Genomic DNA, 21,278 nt, shown 5'->3' with positions numbered 1-21,278 from the left:
TATTTACACACAATAAGTTAGCTACCCTAATTGGTGCAACATGCATCTAGTTGGTCGTGGCCGGGCGGCCGGGCCGGACGGGTGATCGTCCTTGACGTGGCGCTGCCGGGGTAGGACCGTGGGGCCCTATGAGGGGCGAACCCAGTTGCCCGAAGTGCGGTGGCCGGGTCAGGGCTCCCGGACTCTTCAGCGATTCCTGGCAGTGCGATGTGCACGGGACCGTGTATCCGCTGCAGCCCGTGATCCCGCCCAGCGTCGAAGCCCTCGGTGTCGTGGCGCAGCGCACCCAGGTGCCGGTGTGGATGCCGTGGCCGCTGCCGGTCGGCTGGCTGTTCACCGGCGTGGCCTACGCCGGGGACGAGCGCAGCGGCGGCCGTGCCACCGCGGTGGCCTGTTCGGGACCCGGGCCGCTCGGCGGCATGGGCGAACTCATCCTGGTCGCCGAGGAACTCGGCGTCGGCCTCGGCGCGCGCTACGCCGGCATCGACGGCCCGGACCCCGGCACCTATCTGGACGTGGAGAAGCCGCCCGACGCCAAGGTCCTGGCCGGCGGCCGCCCCACCCCGCTGTGGCACGTCTCCGGCGCCCCGGACGACCGGGCCGTCTTCGCCGGCGAGGCGCTCGGGCTGTGGCTGTGGGCGGTGGTGTGGCCCGAGCAGTCCGGGCTGCTGATGTACGACGAGTTGGTGCTGGCCGACCTGCGGGACGCGGGCCCCGAACTCGAACTGGTCCCGTGCGGGGCCCTGTCGCCGCGACTGCTGCATCCGTAGGGCGTGCGGGGGCCGCCGTGGGGGTCGGGCGGGCCTCCGTGGGGAGCGCGAGCCGCGCGGGCTGCGCGAGCCGTAGGGGGCGCTCGGCGGTCGCGGGTGTGACAGAACACCAGTCGGGGCCCGTTATCCTGGGGTGTCCCCTTCCGTCCTGTCAGAGCCTGGAGTCCGTGTCGTGCGCATCGACCTGCACACCCACTCCAGCGCGTCCGACGGCACGGACACCCCGGCCGAGCTGGTGCGCAACGCCGCCGCGGCCGGTCTGGACGTCGTCGCCCTGACCGACCACGACACCACCCGCGGGCACGCCGAGGCGATCGCCGCGCTCCCCGAGGGGCTCACCCTGGTCACCGGCGCCGAACTCTCCTGCCGGGTCGACGGCATCAGCATGCATCTGCTGGCCTACCTCTTCGACCCCGCGGAGCCCGCGCTGCTCGCCGAGCGCGAGCTGGTCCGCGACGACCGGGTGCCCCGGGCCAAGGCCATGATCGCCAAGCTGAACGCGCTGGGCGTGCCGGTCACCTGGGAGCAGGTCGCGCGGATCGCGGGCGACGGTTCGGTCGGGCGGCCGCACATCGCCACGGCGCTGGTCGAGCTCGGCCTGGTACCCACCGTGGGCGACGCCTTCACTCAGGAGTGGCTGGCCGACGGCGGCCGCGCCTGGGTCGCGAAGCACGAGACGGATCCCTTCGAGGCGATCCGGTTGGTCAAGGGCGCGGGCGGAGTGTGCGTCTTCGCCCACCCGGCGGCGGTCAAGCGCGGTCGTACGGTGCCGGAGGCCCGTATCGCGGAGATGGCCGCGGCCGGGCTGGACGGCATCGAGGTCGACCACATGGATCACGACCCCGACGCCCGGGCACGGCTGCGCGGCCTGGCCGGCGAACTGGGGCTGCTCACGACCGGCTCCAGCGACTACCACGGCAGCCGCAAGACCGTCTCGCTCGGTGAGTTCACGACGCATCCCGACGTGTACGGGGAGATCACGCGGCGGGCCACCGGGGCGTTCCCGGTGCCGGGGGCCGGCGGGGTCTGAGGCCCACCGCTCCCGCTCTCACGTCACTTCTCTTCCGCAAGGCCTCTCACCGATGTTCGACGCTGCCGTTTTCGGCTCCCTGTTCCTCACCCTTTTTGTCATCATGGATCCCCCCGGGATCACCCCGATCTTCCTCGCGCTGACCGCCGGACGACCCGCCAAGACGCAGAAGCGGATGGCCTTCCAGGCCGTCTGCGTGGCCGGCGGGGTCATAGCCGTCTTCGGTGTGCTCGGCAACCAGATCCTGGGCTACCTGCACGTGTCCGTCCCGGCGCTGATGATCGCCGGCGGACTGCTCCTGCTCCTGATCGCGCTCGACCTGCTCACCGGCAAGACGGACGAACCCAAGCAGACCAAGGACGTCAACGTCGCGCTGGTCCCGCTCGGCATGCCGTTGCTCGCCGGTCCCGGCGCGATCGTGTCCGTCATCCTCGCCGTGGAGAAGGCCGGCGGCGTGGCGGGCCAGATCTCGGTGTGGTCGGCGATCCTCTCCATCCACGTGGTGCTGTGGCTGGTCATGCGCTACTCGCTGCTGATCATCCGGGTCATCAAGGACGGCGGCGTGGTCCTGGTGACGCGGCTCGCGGGCATGATGCTCTCCGCGATCGCCGTGCAGCAGATCATCAACGGGGTCACGCAGGTGATCCGGGGCGCCTGACCGCGCGCATGCGCGAAGCCCCCGTACGGCAGCCGTACGGGGGCTTCGAAGTATCCGCGGTGATCCGTTCCTGTTATGAGGCCGTGGTCTCGGCCGGGCGGATCCACAGCCGCTGTCCCACAGCGGCGGCCTGCTGAACGATCCTGTTGACGGAGGCGGCGTCCACGACAGTGCAGTCCACGGGCGTACCGTCGACCTCGTCGAGTCGCATGATTTCGAAGCGCATTGCCTCTCCCTTCGTCTGGTCATCCTCCTGAGGAGAACTACTTGGCTTCACTCGGGTACAACGGACTGCACCGTGCAAACATTCCCTACGCTAAAGAAATTTTTCGAGTGACTAATGAGTGACCGGTAAGGCAGCTTCAATTGACCGACTGGGACCGGTTGTGTTCACAGCGTGACCGCCGGGACAATGGAAGGCGATGAACGGTGACCTCGGGGCGCTGAGCGCCCGCATCGACCGCACCAACGAGTTGCTGCAACGCATGCTCGCCGAGGTGGCGAAGACGCCCTCGACCCACGCGATCTTCGTGGACGCCGGGTACCTCTACGCGGCGGCGGGGCGGCTGGTGGCTGGGACGGAGGACCGCCGCGCCTTCGACCTGGACGCCGAGGGGCTGATCGACGCGCTCATCGACCGGGCGCGTACCGTCTTCGCCGACAGCCGGCTGCTGCGCGTCTACTGGTACGACGGCGCCCGCCGGCGCATCCACACCGCGGAGCAGCAGTCGATCGCCGAACTGCCGGACGTCAAGGTCCGCCTGGGCAACCTCAACGCCAACAACCAGCAGAAGGGCGTCGACTCCCTCATCCGCACGGATCTGGAGTCACTGGCCCGGCACCGCGCCATCAGCGACGCGGCGCTGCTCGGCGGCGACGAGGACCTGGTCTCGGCGGTGGAGGCCGCCCAGGGCTACGGCGCCCGCGTGCACCTGTGGGGCATCGAGGCCCCCGAGGCCCGCAACCAGGCCGAGCCGCTGCTCTGGGAGGTCGACAGCCAGCGCACCCTCGACCTGGAGTTCTTCAAGCCGTACGTCTCCCGGCGCACCGCGCCCGCCTACGACCCCGCCCAGACGGCCCGCCCGACCCGTGAGAACGTCCGCTTCGTGGGCGCGCAGATCGCCGCCAAGTGGCTCGCGGCGCGCGGCCGTGAATCCGTGTTGGAACTGCTCCCCGGCCATCCGTATCTGCCCGGTTCGGTGGACCAGGACCTGCTGGTCGAGGCCGAGGGCATCCTCCAGTACTCCCTGCGCGGCCAGGCCGACCTGCGGCGCTCGCTGCGCGACGGCTTCTGGGAGCACCTTCAGGCGCAGTTCTGACTAGCCGGCCGCCCCGGTGGCGCCGTCCCAGAAGGCGGCGAGGGCACGGGCGGTGGCGAGCGGCTGGTCGCAGTTGGGGGAGTGCTCGGCCCCCTCGACGACCGTACGCAGGGCGCCCAGTCGCCGGGCCATGTCGTCCAGGAGGGGCACGGGCCAGGTGTCGTCCCGCGCGCCGGAGAGCACGTGGAACGGCAGCGGCCGGGCGGCGAGTTCGGCGACGCGGTCCGGCTCGGTGCACAACTGGAGCCCCGTTGCGAGGAGTTGGGCGGGCTTGTGGCCCAGCCAGCGGTGGCGCAGGTCTGCCTGGTCGCCGAGGCCCGCGTCGAGTCCGGCGCCGGTGTCGGTCTCCTCGGGCGGCTCCGTCGCCAGGATGACCTCCCACACCTCGGCCATCGACATCACGCCGAGCGCGTCCCGCAGCAGTTTCACCCGCTGCTGCTGGGAGACGGAGATCTGCGCCGGGCCGGAGGCCATCAGGGTGAGCGAGGCGAAGGAGGAGTGGTCGAGGAGCACGGCCGCGCGGGCGATCTGCCCGCCCAGCGAGTGCCCCAGCAGATGCACCGGCGTGCCGAGCGCGTCCGCCTGCGCGAGGACGTCCCGCGCGAGTTCTTCCTGTGCGTACGCGGACTCGTCGTCCACCGGTCCGTCCGACTCGAACTGCCCGCGTCCGTCCACGGCCACGGTGCGGTACCCGCGCGCCGTGAGCGGCTCGTGCAGCGGGTTGAAGTCCTCCTTGCTCCCGGTGAACCCCGGCAGCAGCAGCGCGGTGCCCCGCGGCTCGGCACCGGCCGCCACGGCCATGTCGACCACGGCGAACTCGCCGCGCGCGGTACGCAGCCGGTAGGCACGCGCCCCCGGCGGCGGGACGAACGTAGGAGGCCTGCTCATGCGCCGAGGCTATCGGTCACGACGCCTTCGGGGGCACCGGGACGGCAGTTCGAGTGAAGCAGCCGAGGTCGGACGACCGGGTGAACCGACAGCCGGGACGCGCCGCGTACGGGCGGCGGGCCGCGGGGTGTACGGGCGTCCGTGGGCTCCGGTGTGGTGGCCGGCCCTGCCGGCGGTCTCCATCGTCGCGTTGCGGGTGCGGCGTGGTGGGTTGGGCGGTCGGGGTGAAGCGGCGGCCGGGTACGCCGACGGCCCGGCCTCACTCGGGGTGGACGGGCCGCGGGGTGTACGGGCGTCCGTGGGCTCCGGTGCGGCGGCCGCCTTGGCGGCGGCGCGCGCCGGGATCTCGGCGGTGTGCGCCGTCGCGTTGCGGGTGCGGCGTGGTGGGTTGGGCGGTCGGGGTGAAGCGGCGGCCGGGTACGCCGACGGCCCGGTCCCACTCGGGGTGGGGCCGGGCCGCAGGGGTGTACGGGCGTCCGGAGTGCCGGTCAGGCGTCCGTGGGCTCCGCCGTGGTGGCGGCCTTGGCGGTGGTCTGCGCCGGGATCTCGGCGGTGTCCACCGCCGCCTTGGCGGCGGCCGCCGTCTTGCGCGTACGGCGCGGCTTCGGCTCGGCGACCGCGTCGGCGGCCTCCGCGGGGGCCTCGGCGGTCTTGCGGGTGCGGCGACGCGGCTTGGCCTCCGCCTCGTCGGCCTCCGCCGTCGCCGCGACCGACTTCCGGGTGCGGCGCGGCTTGGCCTCGGCGGCTTCCGGCGCGTCCGCGGTGGCCGCGGCCTTGCGGGTGCGGCGGGGCTTGGCTGCCGTGGCCTCGTCGGCGACGGGCGCGTCGCCCGTCTCGGCGGTCTTGCGGGTCCGGCGACGCGGCTTGGTCTCCGCCTCGTCGGCGGTGTCCGCCACGGCCTCGGTCGCGGCCGCCTTGCGGGTGCGGCGGCGCGGCTTGGCCTCCGCGCCCTCGGCGGCGTCGACCGCCGCCTCGGCGGCGCTGTCCGGTCCGTCGGCCACCTGCGCCGGGATCTCCGCGGCGACCGCGGCGACGGCCTTCCGGGTGCGGCGGGGCTTGGCCTCGGCGGTGTCCACGGCGGCTTCCGCCGCTTCCGCGGTGACCGTGGCCGCAGTGGCCTTGCGGGTGCGGCGACGGGGCTTGGTCTCCGCCTCGTCGACGACGCCCTCGGCGGCGGTCGGCGCGGTTTCCGGCGCGGTGGCCGTGGTCTTGCGGGTCCGGCGGCGCGGCTTGGTGTCCGCCTCGTCGACGACGTTCTCGGCGGCGTCCGCCGCGGCCTCGGGTGCGGTCGCCGCCTTGCGGGTGCGGCGGCGCGGCTTGGCCTCGGGCTGGTCCCCGGTGGACTCGGCCGTGTCCAGGGCCGCCTCGGCGGTGGTCTCGGCCGGAGCCGCCGGTTCCGGGGCGGCCTCGGTGCCGGTCCCGGCCGGGGCCGTCGTGACCGCCTGCTCGGCCGACTTGCGGGTACGGCGGCGACGCGGCTTCGCGGGCGCCTCGGCGGCGTCGAGAGCGGGGCCCTCGGCCGTCGCCACCGCGGACTCCGCGGGCTCGACGGTCTCCAGCGGCTCGGACGGTGCCGTCGGCTCGCCGGCTGTCACCGGCTGCGCGGGCGCACCGCCGCGCAGACGGCGCCGACGGCGCGGAGTACGCGTGCCGGACGCCTCTTCCACGACCGTGCCCTCGACGGGCGCGGCGTCGGCCGGCGTACCGGCGGCCGGCGTGACCGCCGCCGAGTCCAGCGGCGCCCCGCCACGGGTGCGGCGCCGACGACGCGGCGTACGCGCCGGGCGCTCACGGTCCGCGGAGTGATCACGGTCCGCCGGGCGTCCCTCGTTCCGGCCGCCCCGGCCACCGCGACCGCGCGCACCGCGGCCACCGGTCTCGCCGAGGTCCTCCAGCTCCTCCGCATCCAGCCCGGCGCGGGTGCGCTCCGAGCGCGGCAGGACGCCCTTGGTTCCCTCGGGGATGCCCTGCTCGGCGAAGAGGTGCGGCGAGGAGGAGTAGGTCTCGACGGGGTCGTTGAAGTCCAGCTCCAGCGCCTTGTTGATGAGCTGCCAGCGCGGGATGTCGTCCCAGTCGACCAGCGTGATCGCCGTACCCTTCGCGCCCGCGCGGCCCGTACGGCCGATGCGGTGCAGGTACGTTTTCTCGTCCTCGGGCGACTGGTAGTTGATGACGTGCGTGACGCCCTCGACGTCGATGCCGCGCGCGGCGACGTCGGTGCAGACGAGCACGTCGACCTTGCCGTTGCGGAATGCGCGCAGCGCCTGCTCGCGGGCGCCCTGGCCGAGGTCGCCGTGGACCGAGCCGGAGGCGAAGCCGCGGCGCTGGAGCTGCTCGGCGATGTCGGCCGCCGTGCGCTTGGTCCGGCAGAAGATCATCGCCAGTCCGCGGCCGTCGGCCTGCAGGATGCGGGCGACCATCTCGGGCTTGTCGAGCGAGTGCGCGCGGTAGACGAACTGCTTGATGTTCGCGACCGTCGCGCCCTCGTCGTCCGGCGCGGTGGCACGGATGTGCGTCGGCCGCGACATGTAGCGGCGGGCCAGACCGATGACCGCGCCCGGCATGGTGGCCGAGAACAGCATGGTCTGCCGCCTGGCCGGCAGCATGTCGATGATCTTCTCGACGTCGGGCAGGAAGCCCAGGTCGAGCATCTCGTCGGCCTCGTCGAGCACCAGGCACTTGACGTGCTTCAGGTTCAGCTTCTTCTGGCCGGCCAGGTCCAGCAGGCGGCCCGGGGTGCCGACGACCACGTCGACGCCCTTCTTCAGCGCCTCCACCTGGGGCTCGTACGCCCGGCCGCCGTAGATCGCGGTGACGCGCACGTTGCGCACCTTGCCCGCGGTCAGCAGGTCGTTGGTCACCTGCACGCACAGCTCGCGTGTGGGAACGACGATGAGCGCCTGCGGGGTGTCGGTGAGGTCCTCGGGCTGCGCGCGGCCCGCCTCGACGTCGGCGGGGACGGTGACGCGCTCCAGGAGCGGAAGACCGAAGCCGAGCGTCTTGCCGGTGCCGGTCTTGGCCTGGCCGATGACGTCCGTGCCCGTGAGGGCCACGGGGAGTGTCATCTCCTGGATGGGGAAGGGAGTGATGATGCCGACGGCTTCCAGGGCCTCGGCGGTCTCGGGAAGGATCCCGAGTTCTCGGAACGTCGTAGTCAGGGTGCTGCCTCTTCTGTGTGCGCGGTGCGAGGCGAGCGCGGGGGTCGTGTCTGACCGTGCCGGGGACGTCGGCCGCCCACGCGGGCGGGCCGTGTGGCACGGGACCACAGCCGACGCTCTAGCGCTCGAACCGCTTGGAGGTCCCTCCGATCGTCGTACGCACAGTGCCGTACGGTCAGGGAGGGCTGTCGGGTCGGAGCCGATCGGGCCACCGACCGGGCATCCTCATGCGTGCGGCCTGTCGACGTACGCCGAAACACGACGGCGTACTCAGCAGGCGCATTACCACCATACCCCGGAAACGCGCACACGTGATGGCCGATTCGGTCACGTAGTCGTCGTCACACTGGTTCACCAGGTCCTTCGCAGGCGCGGAGAGCGGGCTATTGTGCGCTTCATGACGAGCTCTGACAAGTCTGACAACGCCTCCGACACGCCCGCCGAGCCCACCGGAATCGCCGCCCAGGACTGGGCGACGGCCGCCGCCGACCCGCAGTACCGCGCCGCGGTCGTGGACCTGCTCGGCGCCCTCGCGTACGGAGAACTCGCGGCGTTCGAGCGGCTCGCGGAGGACGCCAAGCTGGCGCCCACCCTCGCGGACAAGGCCGAGCTGGCGAAGATGGCGTCGGCCGAGTTCCACCACTTCGAGCGGCTGCGCGACCGGCTCACCGAGATCGGCGAGGAGCCGACGCTGGCGATGGAGCCGTTCGTCGCCGCGCTCGACGGCTTCCACCGGCAGACGGCGCCCTCGGACTGGCTGGAAGGGCTCGTCAAGGCCTACGTCGGCGACTCGATCGCCAGCGACTTCTACCGGGAGGTCGCCGTCCGCCTGGACTCCGACACGCGCGAGCTGGTCCTGGCCGTCCTGGACGACACCGGGCACGCCGAGTTCGCGGTGGAGAAGGTGCGCGCTGCGATCGACGCGGACCCGCGCGTCGGCGGCCGGCTCGCGCTGTGGGCGCGGCGGCTGATGGGCGAGGCCCTGTCGCAGTCCCAGCGGGTCGTGGCCGACCGGGACGCGCTGTCCACGATGCTCGTCGGCGGCGTCGCGGACGGCTTCGACCTCGCCGAGGTCGGCAGGATGTTCTCCCGGATCACCGAGGCGCACACCAAGCGGATGGCCGCGCTGGGCCTGGCCGCGTAGGCCCCGGCGGGAGGCGGTTAGGGGGTGCGCCGCCGGCGGCGTCGGATCAGGCCGGCGCCGACCGCCGGCGCAGTCTTCCCGCGGGGCGCACCAGCAGGGACAGCGAGGCGGCGGAGACGACCACCGAGCCGAGCAGTGTCGGCAGCAGGCTGCCGGAGCCCAGCGCGCTGTGGGTGACGAAGGCACCGAAGAGGCCTCCCGCGACACCGGTCGACTGCACCAGGAGACGCGACGGCAACCGGTGGGACAGGCGGTGGAACGCGGTCCAGCCGAGCAGCAGACCGATCAACGCGGAGACGAGCGCTTCCAAGAACATGTTGTTCCCTCCCACACGATCGGCCGGTGCCGGGCGGTCGTAGCCGGTCTTACCCCTGACCTGCGGAATGCAACCCTCCCTGGGCGCGGATTGTGCGCCACCCGTGAGTCGCCCGCGAAGCAGCCCGTGAAGTCGCCCGTGACGGCGGAACGCGGAAGGGGGCCACGCGGCTCTCCACCGCGTGGCCCCCTCCCGTCGTCCGATGACGCGGCGACTACAGCGCGCCGAAGCCCACCTTGCGCGGCGCCGGCTCACCGAGCTCGACGTACGCGAGGCGGTCGGCCGGGACCAGCACCTTGCGGCCGTGCTCGTCGACGAGGGTCAGCAGCTGCGACTTCCCGGCCAGCGCCTCGGACACCGCCCGCTCGACCTCCTCGGCACTCTGACCGCTCTCCAGAACGATCTCGCGGGGCGCGTGCTGCACGCCGATCTTGACCTCCACGGCTATGTCCCTCCGACGGTCAGTGAAGTGCGCGACCTTGCGCGCCGTACCTGCACACATTAGCCCGGTGAGGGGACGAACACGCTCCGCCCGGGAACGCCAGGAGCGAACAGCCTGCGGGAACAGAACTGCTGTACGGCGGTGCTCCGGCAGGGTGCGGTGGTGCCGCGGGTGGTCAGTGGTGCTGCTCGGCGCCGTGCAGCGGGAAACCGGCGATGCCGCGCCACGCCAGGGACGCCAGCAGCTGGACCGCCTGGTCGCGCGGGACGCTGCGGTCGCTGTGCAGCCAGGAGCGGGCCACCACCTGGGCGAGTCCGCCGAGGCCCGAGGCCAGCAGCATCGACTCCGCGCGGGAGAGGCCGGTGTCCTCCGCGATCACCTCGCAGATCGCCTCGGCGCACTCGTTGGTGACCTTGTCGACGCGCTCGCGCACCGCCGGCTCGTTCGTCAGGTCCGACTCGAAGACCAGCCGGAAGGCGCCGCCGTCGTCCTCGACGTACGCGAAGTACGCGTCCATCGTGGCGCGCACGCGCTGCTTGTTGTCCGTGGTCGAGGCGAGCGCGCCGCGCACCGACTGGATGAGCGCCTCGCAGTGCTGGTCCAGGAGGGCGAGATAGAGGTCGAGCTTGCCCGGGAAGTGCTGGTAGAGCACCGGCTTGCTGACGCCGGCGCGCTCGGCGATGTCGTCCATGGCGGCCGCGTGGTAGCCCTGCGCCACGAAGACTTCCTGGGCGGCGCCCAGCAGCTGGTTCCGTCGGGCACGGCGCGGCAGGCGAGTGCCACGCGGGCGTGCCGCCTCTGTCTGCTCGATGGCTGTCACGCCGCCTCCCAAAGTCGTCCACATGCGGTGTGCGCCGCGTCGCCATCGTACTTTTCGGTAACCGTGGTGTGCGCGGTGCGAGCGCAGGATTTCACGGACCGGACAGCGACAGAAGCGGCACAGAAGGTTTCAAACAGGCTCAAGGTGGGCATAAGGCTGCGCTCCTGCTCAGCGGCGGTCCTTCCCGTCACGCGTCCCGAGTGCCGCCCCACGCGCCACCTTGTGTGCCCCGTCCCTCACCGGTAGTCGTCCTCGTCGATGGAGACGCCCCGCGCCTGTTCGATGAGATCGGCCTCGTTGGCGCGGTCAGGATCCCCGGTGAGGGGTTCGTCGTGGTCCGGCGTGACGTCGGCGTGCTGCTCGGCGGCGTCGCCCTCCGGGGCCTCGACGGCGATCTCCGTGGCGTCCTCGTCCTCGTACGTCTCGGGATCGGTGGGGTCGAATGACATGCTGGGCTCCCTTCCTGCTGCATGCTGCGGAATGTCCCTGCGGATGTCCCTGGAAAAAGCAGGGGCCATGTGCGGGTGCCCTCTGTATGAGCGTAGGAGACACCCGTTGGCGACGCTATGCGATCCGTGGCCCGGACGGCGTCTCGCACGCGCATGATCTGTGACGGCTGACACAGGCGAACACATGAGTCACTGCGTGATCGTCTCGTAACATTGCCGCATGCCTTCGACCGAGCTGCCTTTCGTGCCGCCCGCCAACGTTCTGCCGAGGGTGGCACCCATCGGGGTCGAGGAGGGCGAACGGCTGCGCTCGGTCGAACTGCCGGGCATCACGCTGTCGGTACGCTCGCGGCCGCCCGCGCGGGAGGGACTGCCGCCCGCGCTGTACGTGCACGGCCTCGGCGGCTCCTCCCGGAACTGGTCCGCCCTGATGCCGCTGCTCGACGGTGTCGTCGACGGCGAGGCGGTCGACCTGCCGGGCTTCGGCGACTCCCCGCCGCCGGACGACGGCGACTACTCCGTCACCGGGCACGCGCGCGCGGTGATCCGCCTTCTCGACGCCTCGGGGCGAGGACCGGTGCACCTGCTGGGCAACTCGCTGGGCGGCGCCGTGACCACGCGCGTCGCGGCGTTGCGGCCCGACCTCGTGCGGACGCTCACGCTCGTCTCGCCCGCGCTGCCCGAACTCCGGGTGCAGCGCACCGCCCTGCCGACCGGCCTGCTCGCGGTGCCCGGCGTGACCGCCCTGTTCACCCGGCTCACCCGGGAATGGACGGCGGAGCAGCGGGTCCGCGGGGTCATGGCCCTGTGCTACGGCGACCCGGGACGGGTGACCGACGAGGGCCTGCGCAACGCGGTGGGGGAGATGGAGCGGCGGCTTCGACTGCCATACTTCTGGGACGCGATGTCGCGCTCCGCGCGCGGGATCGTGGACGCGTACACGCTGGGCGGTCAGCACGGCCTGTGGCGACAGGCCGAGCGGGTCCTCGCGCCCACGCTGCTGATCTACGGCGGCCGTGACCAACTCGTCGGCTTCCGCATGGCCCAGCGGGCGGCCCGTGCCTTCCGTGACTCCCGCCTCCTCACCCTGCCGGACGCCGGCCATGTGGCGATGATGGAGTATCCGGAGACCGTGGCCACGGCGTTCCGCGAACTGCTGCTGGACACGGGAGAGTTGGAGACCGGATCGATGACGGAACCGGGAGCGGGCGCCGAGGCCGGGGGCGATGGCGGGGAACGGACCGGCGTCGAGCCCGCCGGTGCCGGGGCCGACCACGTGGACCGGGCTTCCGGTGCGGGCGGCGGCGGTGGCGCTCGCGGTTCCGGGACGGCCGGTGGTGCCTCCGGTCCGGAGACCGGCGGAGCCCCCTTCGGCGCGAGCACGGGGGGCTGAGGGCCGAAGTGGGACGCCACAGCCGCCGCGGGCCCGCGCCCAAGGGCAAGGCCGCGAAGACGAGCACCGGCAAGGACGACAGCGCACCCCCACCGGGATACGGGCCGGGGAACGGCCATGAGGCGCAGGGCGGCCCGGAGGGCGGGGAGGCCCGCGAGTTCGGGGGCGGCGCCGGGCCCTGGCGAGGCCCGAGCGGTCGGCCGGGTCCGGGCCAGGCGCCCCTTCCCGGCCAGGTGCCCGGACAGCGGGCCGGAGCCGGCGGAACCGCGGGCCCGGCGTACGGAGGGCCCCGCCTCCACGACGGCACACCGGCCCACGGAACTCCGCGCTTCGACGGCCGGACTCCTCCCCGGGGCACCCCGCGCTTCGACGGCGGAACCCCTCCTCATGGGGTGCCGCACTTCGCGGACGGGACGCCCGCGCAGGGGATTCCGTGGGCCGCGGGCGGGGCCCCTGGTCCCGGCGGCCCGCGGCTGTCCGACGGGGCGCCGGCTCAGGGTGGACCCCGTCCGCCCGGCGGCACGCCCGCCCACGGAATGCCAGGTCCGGCCGACGGCACTCCGGCGCGCGGCGTTCCGCGAGTCGCCGACGGCACCCCCGCCGGGGGGATTCCCCGGGTTCGCGGTGGGCACCCGGAGCAGCGGGAAGCCGGCGGCGGTTGGGGACAGTTGGGGGCGGATGGCGTGGACGGGAGCGGAGCACAGGGGCCGACGGCCGCCGGTCTCGGCAACTCGACGGACCTCGGTGGCCCCGCCGCTCCCGCCACCTCCGCGCGTGCCCGCGCCCCCATTCCCCGGCAGCGGCGGGCGTCAGCCGCCGGGCCGCGGCAGGACTACCTCGACGCCTTCGGCGAGGACGACGACGTCTTCGCGCCCCGCGGTGACGCGCGCACCGCGGACCAGGGCGCGGCTCCCCCGTCCGGCCCGGCCGGGCCGGAGGCGGCGGACGGCGGGGACGGCGACGCCGCGCGACCGGCCGGCGAGTCCGCGCGGGTCACCGTGACCAAGGGGAAGACGTTCACCGGCATCGCCGCCGCCGCCGTCACCACCGTGCTCGCCGTCGTCGTCGCCGGACAGGTCGCCCACGACCGGTCCGACGCCGGGCTGCTCCCGCAGTCGGCCACCGACCGGGCGGCGCCCGACGCCGCCGGCATCGGGGGCACGGACACGGGTGCGCACGCCAAGGCGGCGCCGCCGAACGTGTCGGCGCTGACGTACGACCAGAAGATGAGCACGAAGTACCCGTTCAGCCCCACCTTCGAGGGGTCCGGCCGGTTCGACGCGGTGCCGGGCTTCGCCAAGGCGCCCGGAACGGGGCGCAAGTACACCTACCGCGTCGACGTGGAGCAGGGCCTCGGCCTGGACGGCGAGCACTTCGCCGCCGCCGTGCAGAAGACGCTCAACGACGACCGCAGCTGGGCCCACAACGGCGGCCGCACCTTCGAGCGCGTCTCCTCCGGCAAACCCGACTTCGTCATCACGCTCGCCGGCCCGGGCACCACGGCCACATGGTGCGCCAAGTCCGGTCTGGACACGACCGAGGACAACGTCTCCTGCGACTCGGCCGCCACCGAACGCGTGATGATCAACGCCTACCGATGGGCGCAGGGCTCGAAGACCTACGGCGACGAGATGTACGCCTACCGGGAGATGCTGATCAACCACGAGATCGGCCACCGGCTCGGCTACGGCCACGTCACCTGCGACAAGGACGGCGCGCTCGCGCCGGTCATGCAGCAGCAGACGAAGTTCCTGGACCACGACGGAATCCACTGCCTGCCCAACCCCTGGCCCTACCCGGGGAGCTGACCGGAGCCGGGCCGGCAGGGCCCGCGGTGTGACGTTTCATGTCCGGTTGATGTCCTGACGCGACGGAACGCCGTTCGCGCAGGAAAGTTACGACCGTTCACCCCTTTTGGTGGCGCGATGGACAACCGTCCATCGCGCCACCGTCATGTCCGCATACGTTCGTTCCGCTGCGAGCCGCCGTCGCGACGGCGGCTCCCCACACGGGACAGACGGGAGAGCGGGGGTGCACGCGTGCGCATCGGACTGGTGACGGAGGGTGGCTACCCGTATGTGAGCGGTGACGCCGGACTCTGGTGCGAACGGCTCGTGCGCGGGCTCGAACGGCACGAGTTCGACCTCTACGCGCTCAGCCGCAGCCGGCAGCAGGAGGACGAGGGGTGGGTGCCCCTGCCACCACAGGTCAGCCGGGTCCGTACCGCGTCGCCCTGGGCGGCCGAGGACGACGGCGCCGTGTACGGACGGCGTGCGCGCCGGCGCTTCGCCGAGTGCTACGGGGAGCTGGCGTCGGCGCTGGTCGCGGCGAGCGGCGGCGATCTGCGCGAGTTCGGCGAGGCGGGCAGGGCGGCGGGCAAGGGCGGCACCGGACTTGAGGCGGACCGTTTCAGCAGCGCGCTGTACGGCCTCGCCGAACTCGCCCGCGACGAGCGCGGCCTGGCGGGCGCGCTGCGCTCGGAATCCGCCGTCCGCGCGCTGGAACGCGCCTGCCGCGCGCCCGGCGCACCGCGGGCGGCGCGCGAGGCCCGCGTCCCCGATCTGCTCACGGTCGCAGCGCACCTGCGGCAGACGCTGAGCCCCCTGTCGCTCGACTGGTACGAGGACGACGGCCTCGGCGCAACCGACCTCTGCCACGCGGCGGCCGGCGGCACGGCGGCCCTGTCCGGACTGCTCGCCCACCACTTCACCGGCGTGCCCCTGCTGATCACCGAGTACGGCGTGCGTCTGCGCGCGCACTACCTCACCGCCGGCACCGACAGGACCGCCCCGGCCGTGCGGGCCCTGCTCGCCGCCTTCCACGGCGGTCTCGCCGCCGAGGTCTACCGGCGGGCCGCCGTCGTCACCCACGGCAACGCGCACGCCCGCCGCTGGCAGGAGCGCTGCGGCGCCGACCGCGCCAAGCTGCGCACCGTCCACCCCGGCATGGACGCCGCCCCCTTCGCCGAGGCCGGCGAGTCGCCGGAGGCCGCCGACCCGTACACGCTCGTATGGGTCGGCCGGGTCGGGCCCGCCAAGGACCTGGTGTCCCTGCTGCACGCCTTCGCCGAGGTGCACAGGCAGGAACCGAAGGCACGGCTGCGGATCGTGAGCGCGGGAACCGTTTCCGACGGGGCCGCCTACCTGGGCCACTGCAGGGTGCTCGCCGCCCAGCTCTTCCCCGACGAGGCCGCGGGGCCGCACACCGTCGGGGACAACCCGGTGTCCTTCGAGGAGATCGGGGGCCCGGAGGCGCCGACCCTCGCCGACGCCTACGCCTCGGGCGCCGTGGTCGTCCTGTCCAGCGTGGTCGAGGGCTTCCCGCTGGGCCTGGCCGAGGCCATGCTGTGCGGCCGTGCGACGGTCTCGACGGACGTCGGCGCGGTCGTCGAGGTCGTCGGCGGCACCGGGGTGGTCGTGCCCCCGCGCAATCCGCGGGCGCTCGCCGAGGTGTGCGTGAACCTGCTCCGCAACCCCGAGCGCCGTGCGCGCCTGGGCGCCGCGGCCCGCGCCCGCGCGCTCGAACTCTTCACCGTCGAGCAGAACATCGCGGCCTTCCACGGCATCTACCTCGAGGTCGTGTCGCACTGCCCGGTCCGGCGGGTCGTGCTCGACGAGACCGGCGAGCCGCTGCCGTTCGCCGCGCCCGCCGAGGCCCATGTGCCCGGCCGCTGGACCCGGGCCGCGGACCGCTTCGCGGCGCGCTCGCGCCCCAGTTGGGCCACCGGCTCCCCGACGGGGTGCGCGGGCCCCACGACCACCACGGAGGCTTCCCGATGACCGGCCCGAGAACAGAGGACCACCTCGCCACCCCGGCCGGCCGGGACGGTCCGGGCGACGGCTTCGACGGCGGGCCCGCCCTCGACCAGGGCCTCTCCGCACCCTCCCGGCGTGGTGCGGCCGACCCGGTCAAGGTGCTGATGCACCGTCACCGCGAGCTGTGCGAACGGGCCGTCGACCCCCTGGAGATCGCCGCGGGCCTGGAGGCCCACGGAGTCACCGACCGCACCGCCGCCCGCTTCCGCCACCGTGACGTCTTCTCACTCGCCGAGGAGATGTACGCCCGGATCGGCCGGGACACCGAGACACCCCCGCGGCACGAGGCCACCGCCGTGCCCCGGCTGGGCCTCGGCCCGGCCGCGTTCGGCCTGCTGCCCGGCGCCCTGTGCGCGGCCGCCGTCGCCGGGCTCCGCCTGACCGGGGGCCGGACCCGGCTGGGCGTCGCCGCGCTCGGCGTCGTGGCCGTGGGCCTGGCCCTGCGCGCGGTACTGCGCCGCGACCCGCTGAGCGCCGAAGGGCGTACGTCCCCCGCGCACACGCCCGGCACCCGCACCTGGACGTGTTGGCTTCTCGGCTACGCCCTCCTCGGCGACGGCCTGCTCGGCGCGGCCGTCGGTGGCGGGCCCGAAGGACTGCCCGACTTCACCGCGGCCGGAGCCTGGCCCCTGGCCACCGCCCCCGTGCTGGCCCTCGCCCTGGCCTGCGGACCGGCCGCCTGGACCACGCACCGCTTCACCGCCGGAGCCCGGCACAAGGTGACCACCAGCCGGGGCCTGGAGGAGTTCGCCGTATCCGTACGGCCCCTGCTGCTCGGCACGTTCGGCCTGTTCCTGTGTGCCCTGGCCGCCCTGCTCGCCGTGAGCGGCGCGGTCCTGGACGAGCCCGCCGGCTACTCCCAGGCCCTCACGCTGGGCGCGCTGCTGCTGCTCGCGCGCCTCCTCACCACGCACGGCTTCACCCACGCCCCGGCCGTCGCCCTCGGCGCCGCGGCCGCGTCCGAGGCGACGGCCCAGGCCACCGTCTTCGCCGCCCGCCTCCCCGGCTGCGGTGCGCTCGCCGTCCCGGTCGACACCCTCGTGTCCGCCTGGGGCCCCGGCGGCGTACCGGCCCTCGCCTGCGGAACCGCCGCCCTGGCCCTGCTCCTGCACGCGACCCGCACGCTGACCCGGGCCTCCGCCCATGCGTGGACGGAGCGGCAGTCGTGAAAGGCGCGGCAGCCGTCAGCGGGGCGGCGGCCGTGAGGGGCGCGGCTGCCGTGATGAGCGAGGGGCCGGCCCCGGTCACCCCCGCGTGCCCCCGTACGGCCGTGGACACGGACGCCGCCCGCGTTCCCCCTTCCGCCGCGGGCGCACGACCCAGTGCGGGCCCGCGACCCATCGCCGGAGCCCGTCGCACCACCCCCTAGAAGGAGAAAACCAGATGATCACCGCCCGATCCGGAGCGTCCGGAGCATCCGGAGCCACCGGAGCGCACACCCCGGGAGCCGCCCGATGAGGGTTCTGCTGATCGGAGCCAACGGATACCTCGGCCGTTTCGTCGCCGACCGTCTGCTCGCCGACCCGGCCGTCCAGCTCACCGCGCTGGGCCGCGGCGACGACGCCGACGTCCGCTTCGACCTCGCGGCCGGCAGCCCCGGAGCGCTCACCCGCTTCCTGGACGCGGTCCACCCCGGCGTCGTGGTCAACTGCGCGGGCGCCACCCGCGGCGGCGCCCGCGACCTCACCCGGCACAACACCGTCGCCGTCGCCACGGTCTGCGAGGCCCTGCGCCGTAGCGGCTGCGGCGCCCGGCTGGTGCAACTCGGCTGCAGTTCCGAGTACGGCCCGAGCCAGCCCGGCTCCTCCACGGCCGAGGACGCCGTGCCCCGCCCGGGGGGTCCGTACGGCGTCAGCAAACTCGCCGCCACCGAACTGGTTCTCGGCTCGGGTCTCGACGCCGTGGTGCTCCGCGTCTTCTCGCCGGCCGGGCCCGGCACCCCGGCCGGTTCGCCGCTCGGCCGGCTCGCCGAGGCCATGCGCCGCGCCATGCAGTCCGGGGACAGCGACCTCAAACTCGGCGGCCTCGGCGTCCAGCGCGACTTCGTCGACGTCCGCGACGTGGCCCGCGCCGTCCACGCCGCCTCCCTCTCGGCGGCCCAGGGCGTCATCAACATCGGTTCGGGCCGGGCCGTCCGGCTGCGTGACGCCGCGGCGATCCTCGCCCGCGTCGCCGGATACGGCGGCGCCCTGCACGAACTCGACGGCCCGCCCGGCGGCCACCTCAGGACCGCCATCGGGCACCCCCGCACGGAGGCGGACCACCCCGCCCCGGTCGCGTACCCGTACCCCGACGGCTGCGGCAGCTGGCAGCAGGCCGATGTGCGCACCGCCCGCGACCGGCTCGGCTGGCGGCCCCGGATCAACCTCGAAGAGTCCCTCGCCGACATCTGGATGGAGGCGGCATGCCGTATCTGACCAGCACCCCCGTGGGCATCCCGAGCACCACACTGCGCACCGGACTCGGTGTGCCCGGCTGGGCCCACCCCCTGCTCGCCCCGGCCGAGTGGAACGAACTCACCCGGCCCGGCACACCCCTTCACTGGGTCGTCCTCAACGTCGCCGACGGCCCCGGCGTCCAGCCCGACCCGCACTGTCTGGAGGCGGCGGGACGGCTGCGCAACGCGGGCGTCCGCGTCCTCGGCCACCTCGACGCCGCGCACGGCGCCCGCTCCTTCATCGAGCTGGTCTCCGAAGCGCGGCGCTACCTCGAGTGGTACCGGGCCGACGGCTTCCTGCTGGACCACTGCCCCGCCGACCGCGCCGGACTGCCCGAGGTCCGCCGGACGATCGACGCGTTGCGGGCGGTGCGTGACGACACCCACATCGTCCTCGGTCACGGCACCCACCCGCACCCCGGCTACGCGGAGAACGCCGACCAACTGGTGACCTTCCGCGGCTCGTGGAGCGCCTACCGCTGGTCGCAGGTCGCGCAGTGGACCGCCGATCACCCGCCCGAGCGCTTCTGTCACTTCGTGCACGGAGTCCCGCGCGGCCACCTCGACGAGGCGCTGCGCATCGCCCGCTGGCAGGGGGCGGCGACCATCTGGTTCACCGACCGCTCCGACCGCGACCGCACGGCCGGCCCCTGGGAGAACATGCCCGGTTACTGGGACGAAATCGTCTCGCGGATCGGACGAGGTGTCTCGGAATGAAGAAGGGCGTGGCAGTGTTACGAGGAGAACAACCGTAGTGTTTGACCGACCAACGGAGTCCCCGTGTCGCTGCCACCCCTGGTCGAGCCGGCTCCCGAGCTCACCGTAGACGAGGTTCGCAGGTACTCCCGCCACCTGATCATCCCCGACGTGGGGATGGACGGGCAGAAGCGGCTGAAGAATGCCAAGGTGCTCTTTGTGGGCGCCGGCGGGCTGGGTTCGCCGGGTCTGATGTACATGGCCGCGGCGGGCGTCGGCACGCTCGGCATCGTGGAGTTCGACGAGGTGGACGAGTCGAACCTGCAGCGCCAGGTCATCCACAGCCAGTCCGACATCGGCCGCCCCAAGGCCGAGTCCGCGCGGGACACCATCAGGGGCATCAACCCGTACGTGAACGTCGTCCTTCACCAGGAGCGGCTGGAGGCCGACAACGTGAAGGAGATCTTCAGCCAGTACGACCTGATCGTCGACGGCACGGACAACTTCGCGACCCGGTACCTGGTCAACGACGCGTGCGTGCTGCTCAACAAGCCGTACGTGTGGGGTTCGATCTACCGCTTCGACGGCCAGGCCTCCGTCTTCTGGTCCGAACACGGCCCCTGCTACCGCTGCCTCTACCCGGAGCCGCCGCCCCCCGGCATGGTCCCCTCCTGCGCCGAGGGCGGCGTCCTGGGCGTGCTGTGCGCGTCCATCGGCTCCATCCAGGCCAACGAGGCCATCAAGCTGCTGGCGGGCATCGGCGAGCCGCTGGTCGGCCGCCTGATGATCTACGACGCCCTGGAGATGCAGTACCGCCAGGTCAAGGTCCGCAAGGACCCCGACTGCGCGGTCTGCGGCACGAACCCGACCGTCACCGAGCTCATCGACTACGAGGCCTTCTGCGGCGTCGTCTCCGAGGAGGCCCAGGCGGCGGCCGCAGACTCGACGATCACTCCCAAGCAGCTCAAGGAGTGGATCGACGACGGTGAGAACATCGAGCTCATCGACGTCCGCGAGCCGAACGAGTTCGAGATCGTCTCCATCCCGGGCGCCCGGCTGGTCCCGAAGAACGAGTTCCTCATGGGCTCCGCCCTGGAGAGCCTCCCGCACGACAAGAAGATCGTCCTGAACTGCAAGACGGGTGTCCGCAGTGCGGAAGTCCTCGCCGTGCTGAAGTCCGCGGGCTTCGCGGACGCCGTGCACGTCGGCGGCGGCGTGATCGGCTGGGTCAACCAGATCGAACCGCACAAGCCGGTCTACTGACAGAGGGTCTCGCTCACCGGCGAGACTGAGGAAGCCCACGGCTCCGACCATCCCGGACGCCGTGGGCTTCTGCCGTCGCCGAGCCGCGGATGGACAGCGCGCCCCCTCGTCCGCCATGCTTCCCGGTCGGTGACGGGGCCGAACGACGGCCGCATGGGGTGAGGGGCGGGGACTGATCGTGCAATCGCAGGTCACGGCCATACGACCGGAGCGCGTCCGCTACCGGTTGACCCGCCCCCAACGTCTGCTGCCCCTGCTGCCGAGCATGATCGCCGTGGCCTTCCAGGTCTCCTTCTGGTTGGACGTGGGCGGTCATGTGGTCGTCCCAGGACTGTTCGCGTGGGGCGCCCTGCTGCTCCTGGCGGTGATCACCTCGCGGTTCTTCGGGGTCACTCTCACGCCGTCGGCGGCTGTCGTGCACAATTTCCGCCGCCGGACCATCCCGTGGTCGAACGTCCAGGCCATCCGGATCGAGTCCTTCTTCGGAAACCGGACCGTCGTGATCTACGAGGCGGGCGGCCGCCGTACCCGCCTGCGGGCGCCGATCACCGGGTTCCTCAACTGGGATCGCGGCTTCGAGGAGAAGTTCCACGTCATCGGCAGGTGGTGGCTGGAACACCGCGGCCCGGACTGGGTTCCGGTCCCGCCGCCGTGGGCGCGGTGGCGATGAGAGGTTGTGT

20 protein-coding genes are annotated in these 21,278 nt (G+C 73.1%); 13 read left to right on the top strand and 7 right to left on the bottom strand.

Annotated features, from left to right (window positions below; genetic code table 11):
* Positions 1-128 precede the first annotated feature (128 nt).
* The 3 genes from ACIOWN_RS26160 (at position 129) to ACIOWN_RS26150 (ending at position 2,458) form a co-directional block, all read left to right on the top strand.
* Positions 129-770: a DUF6758 family protein gene (locus tag ACIOWN_RS26160; RefSeq protein WP_362346034.1), complete on the top strand. Its 642-nt coding sequence runs from the start codon at positions 129-131 to the stop codon at positions 768-770.
* 172 nt (positions 771-942) lie between these two features.
* Positions 943-1,800 (top strand): PHP domain-containing protein, encoded by an 858-nt coding sequence (locus ACIOWN_RS26155; RefSeq protein ID WP_362346032.1) that lies wholly within the window; start codon positions 943-945, stop codon positions 1,798-1,800.
* Between the two features lie 52 nt (positions 1,801-1,852).
* Positions 1,853-2,458, top strand: a complete 606-nt coding sequence (locus tag ACIOWN_RS26150) for a MarC family protein (RefSeq protein ID WP_362346030.1) — start codon at positions 1,853-1,855, stop codon at positions 2,456-2,458.
* A gap of 73 nt (positions 2,459-2,531) precedes the next feature.
* Here the strand turns inward: ACIOWN_RS26150 and ACIOWN_RS26145 are convergent, their stop codons facing one another.
* Complete coding sequence (locus ACIOWN_RS26145; protein WP_100568199.1) at positions 2,532-2,684, bottom strand: hypothetical protein; 153 nt, start codon at positions 2,682-2,684, stop codon at positions 2,532-2,534.
* A 196-nt stretch (positions 2,685-2,880) separates the two neighbouring features.
* Between ACIOWN_RS26145 and ACIOWN_RS26140 the strand changes: the two genes are divergently transcribed.
* On the top strand, positions 2,881-3,777 hold the full coding sequence (locus ACIOWN_RS26140) for an NYN domain-containing protein (RefSeq protein WP_362346028.1): 897 nt from the start codon (positions 2,881-2,883) through the stop codon (positions 3,775-3,777).
* Here ACIOWN_RS26140 and ACIOWN_RS26135 read toward each other — a convergent pair whose 3' ends face one another.
* Both ACIOWN_RS26135 and ACIOWN_RS26130 read right to left on the bottom strand, forming a co-directional pair.
* Positions 3,778-4,665 (bottom strand): alpha/beta hydrolase, encoded by an 888-nt coding sequence (locus tag ACIOWN_RS26135; RefSeq protein WP_362346026.1) that lies wholly within the window; start codon positions 4,663-4,665, stop codon positions 3,778-3,780.
* 488 nt (positions 4,666-5,153) lie between these two features.
* Positions 5,154-7,730: a DEAD/DEAH box helicase gene (locus ACIOWN_RS26130; protein WP_401983442.1), complete on the bottom strand. Its 2,577-nt coding sequence runs from the start codon at positions 7,728-7,730 to the stop codon at positions 5,154-5,156.
* Positions 7,731-8,220: 490 nt separating this feature from the next.
* Between ACIOWN_RS26130 and ACIOWN_RS26125 the strand changes: the two genes are divergently transcribed.
* Positions 8,221-8,967: a ferritin-like fold-containing protein gene (locus tag ACIOWN_RS26125; RefSeq protein ID WP_362346022.1), complete on the top strand. Its 747-nt coding sequence runs from the start codon at positions 8,221-8,223 to the stop codon at positions 8,965-8,967.
* A 46-nt stretch (positions 8,968-9,013) separates the two neighbouring features.
* Here the strand turns inward: ACIOWN_RS26125 and ACIOWN_RS26120 are convergent, their stop codons facing one another.
* The 4 genes from ACIOWN_RS26120 to ACIOWN_RS26105 form a co-directional block, all read right to left on the bottom strand.
* On the bottom strand, positions 9,014-9,283 hold the full coding sequence (locus ACIOWN_RS26120) for a hypothetical protein (protein ID WP_362346020.1): 270 nt from the start codon (positions 9,281-9,283) through the stop codon (positions 9,014-9,016).
* 214 nt (positions 9,284-9,497) lie between these two features.
* Positions 9,498-9,725, bottom strand: coding sequence for a DUF3107 domain-containing protein (locus ACIOWN_RS26115; RefSeq protein ID WP_062711803.1), 228 nt, complete (start codon positions 9,723-9,725; stop codon positions 9,498-9,500).
* Between the two features lie 175 nt (positions 9,726-9,900).
* A complete protein-coding gene (locus ACIOWN_RS26110) occupies positions 9,901-10,545 on the bottom strand; it encodes a TetR/AcrR family transcriptional regulator (RefSeq protein ID WP_100568194.1) in 645 nt (214 codons plus the stop codon).
* Positions 10,546-10,781: 236 nt separating this feature from the next.
* Complete coding sequence (locus ACIOWN_RS26105; RefSeq protein ID WP_362346017.1) at positions 10,782-10,994, bottom strand: hypothetical protein; 213 nt, start codon at positions 10,992-10,994, stop codon at positions 10,782-10,784.
* A gap of 220 nt (positions 10,995-11,214) precedes the next feature.
* Between ACIOWN_RS26105 and ACIOWN_RS26100 the strand changes: the two genes are divergently transcribed.
* From ACIOWN_RS26100 to ACIOWN_RS26065, 8 genes are all read left to right on the top strand, one after another.
* Positions 11,215-12,387, top strand: coding sequence for an alpha/beta fold hydrolase (locus ACIOWN_RS26100; RefSeq protein ID WP_401983441.1), 1,173 nt, complete (start codon positions 11,215-11,217; stop codon positions 12,385-12,387).
* Between the two features lie 536 nt (positions 12,388-12,923).
* On the top strand, positions 12,924-14,195 hold the full coding sequence (locus ACIOWN_RS26095) for a DUF3152 domain-containing protein (RefSeq protein WP_401983440.1): 1,272 nt from the start codon (positions 12,924-12,926) through the stop codon (positions 14,193-14,195).
* 231 nt (positions 14,196-14,426) lie between these two features.
* The gene (locus tag ACIOWN_RS26090) at positions 14,427-16,166 is read left to right on the top strand and encodes a DUF3492 domain-containing protein (RefSeq protein ID WP_401983439.1); all 1,740 of its coding nucleotides are present in this window, start codon (positions 14,427-14,429) and stop codon (positions 16,164-16,166) included.
* A complete protein-coding gene (locus tag ACIOWN_RS26085; protein ID WP_401983438.1) occupies positions 16,163-17,371 on the top strand; it encodes a hypothetical protein in 1,209 nt (402 codons plus the stop codon). Before ACIOWN_RS26090 ends, ACIOWN_RS26085 begins: the two co-directional genes overlap by 4 nt.
* 285 nt (positions 17,372-17,656) lie before the next feature.
* A complete protein-coding gene (locus ACIOWN_RS26080; protein ID WP_362353340.1) occupies positions 17,657-18,619 on the top strand; it encodes an NAD-dependent epimerase/dehydratase family protein in 963 nt (320 codons plus the stop codon).
* The gene (locus ACIOWN_RS26075) at positions 18,607-19,356 is read left to right on the top strand and encodes a spherulation-specific family 4 protein (protein WP_362353338.1); all 750 of its coding nucleotides are present in this window, start codon (positions 18,607-18,609) and stop codon (positions 19,354-19,356) included. Before ACIOWN_RS26080 ends, ACIOWN_RS26075 begins: the two co-directional genes overlap by 13 nt.
* A gap of 63 nt (positions 19,357-19,419) precedes the next feature.
* Positions 19,420-20,598, top strand: coding sequence for an adenylyltransferase/sulfurtransferase MoeZ (gene moeZ, locus ACIOWN_RS26070; RefSeq protein WP_362353336.1), 1,179 nt, complete (start codon positions 19,420-19,422; stop codon positions 20,596-20,598).
* 178 nt (positions 20,599-20,776) lie between these two features.
* Positions 20,777-21,268: a hypothetical protein gene (locus ACIOWN_RS26065; RefSeq protein ID WP_362353334.1), complete on the top strand. Its 492-nt coding sequence runs from the start codon at positions 20,777-20,779 to the stop codon at positions 21,266-21,268.
* Positions 21,269-21,278: the final 10 nt, after the last annotated feature.

The sequence above is a fragment of the Streptomyces sp. NPDC087787 genome (assembly GCF_044743035.1).
In the GTDB taxonomy this organism is placed as follows: Bacteria; Actinomycetota; Actinomycetes; order Streptomycetales; family Streptomycetaceae; genus Streptomyces.
This window is presented reverse-complemented; position numbering and strand designations above follow the sequence as displayed.

Coding starts and splice junctions, on each gene's coding strand:
- ACIOWN_RS26160 (WP_362346034.1), top strand. CDS start 129: ATGAGGGGCGAACCCAGTTGCCCGAAGTGCGGTGGCCGGGTCAGGGCT.
- ACIOWN_RS26150 (WP_362346030.1), top strand. CDS start 1,853: ATGTTCGACGCTGCCGTTTTCGGCTCCCTGTTCCTCACCCTTTTTGTC.
- ACIOWN_RS26145 (WP_100568199.1), bottom strand. CDS start 2,684: ATGCGCTTCGAAATCATGCGACTCGACGAGGTCGACGGTACGCCCGTG.
- ACIOWN_RS26140 (WP_362346028.1), top strand. CDS start 2,881: ATGAACGGTGACCTCGGGGCGCTGAGCGCCCGCATCGACCGCACCAAC.
- ACIOWN_RS26135 (WP_362346026.1), bottom strand. CDS start 4,665: ATGAGCAGGCCTCCTACGTTCGTCCCGCCGCCGGGGGCGCGTGCCTAC.
- ACIOWN_RS26130 (WP_401983442.1), bottom strand. CDS start 7,730: ATGACACTCCCCGTGGCCCTCACGGGCACGGACGTCATCGGCCAGGCC.
- ACIOWN_RS26125 (WP_362346022.1), top strand. CDS start 8,221: ATGACGAGCTCTGACAAGTCTGACAACGCCTCCGACACGCCCGCCGAG.
- ACIOWN_RS26120 (WP_362346020.1), bottom strand. CDS start 9,283: ATGTTCTTGGAAGCGCTCGTCTCCGCGTTGATCGGTCTGCTGCTCGGC.
- ACIOWN_RS26105 (WP_362346017.1), bottom strand. CDS start 10,994: ATGTCATTCGACCCCACCGATCCCGAGACGTACGAGGACGAGGACGCC.
- ACIOWN_RS26100 (WP_401983441.1), top strand. CDS start 11,215: ATGCCTTCGACCGAGCTGCCTTTCGTGCCGCCCGCCAACGTTCTGCCG.
- ACIOWN_RS26095 (WP_401983440.1), top strand. CDS start 12,924: ATGCCAGGTCCGGCCGACGGCACTCCGGCGCGCGGCGTTCCGCGAGTC.
- ACIOWN_RS26085 (WP_401983438.1), top strand. CDS start 16,163: ATGACCGGCCCGAGAACAGAGGACCACCTCGCCACCCCGGCCGGCCGG.
- ACIOWN_RS26080 (WP_362353340.1), top strand. CDS start 17,657: ATGAGGGTTCTGCTGATCGGAGCCAACGGATACCTCGGCCGTTTCGTC.
- ACIOWN_RS26075 (WP_362353338.1), top strand. CDS start 18,607: ATGCCGTATCTGACCAGCACCCCCGTGGGCATCCCGAGCACCACACTG.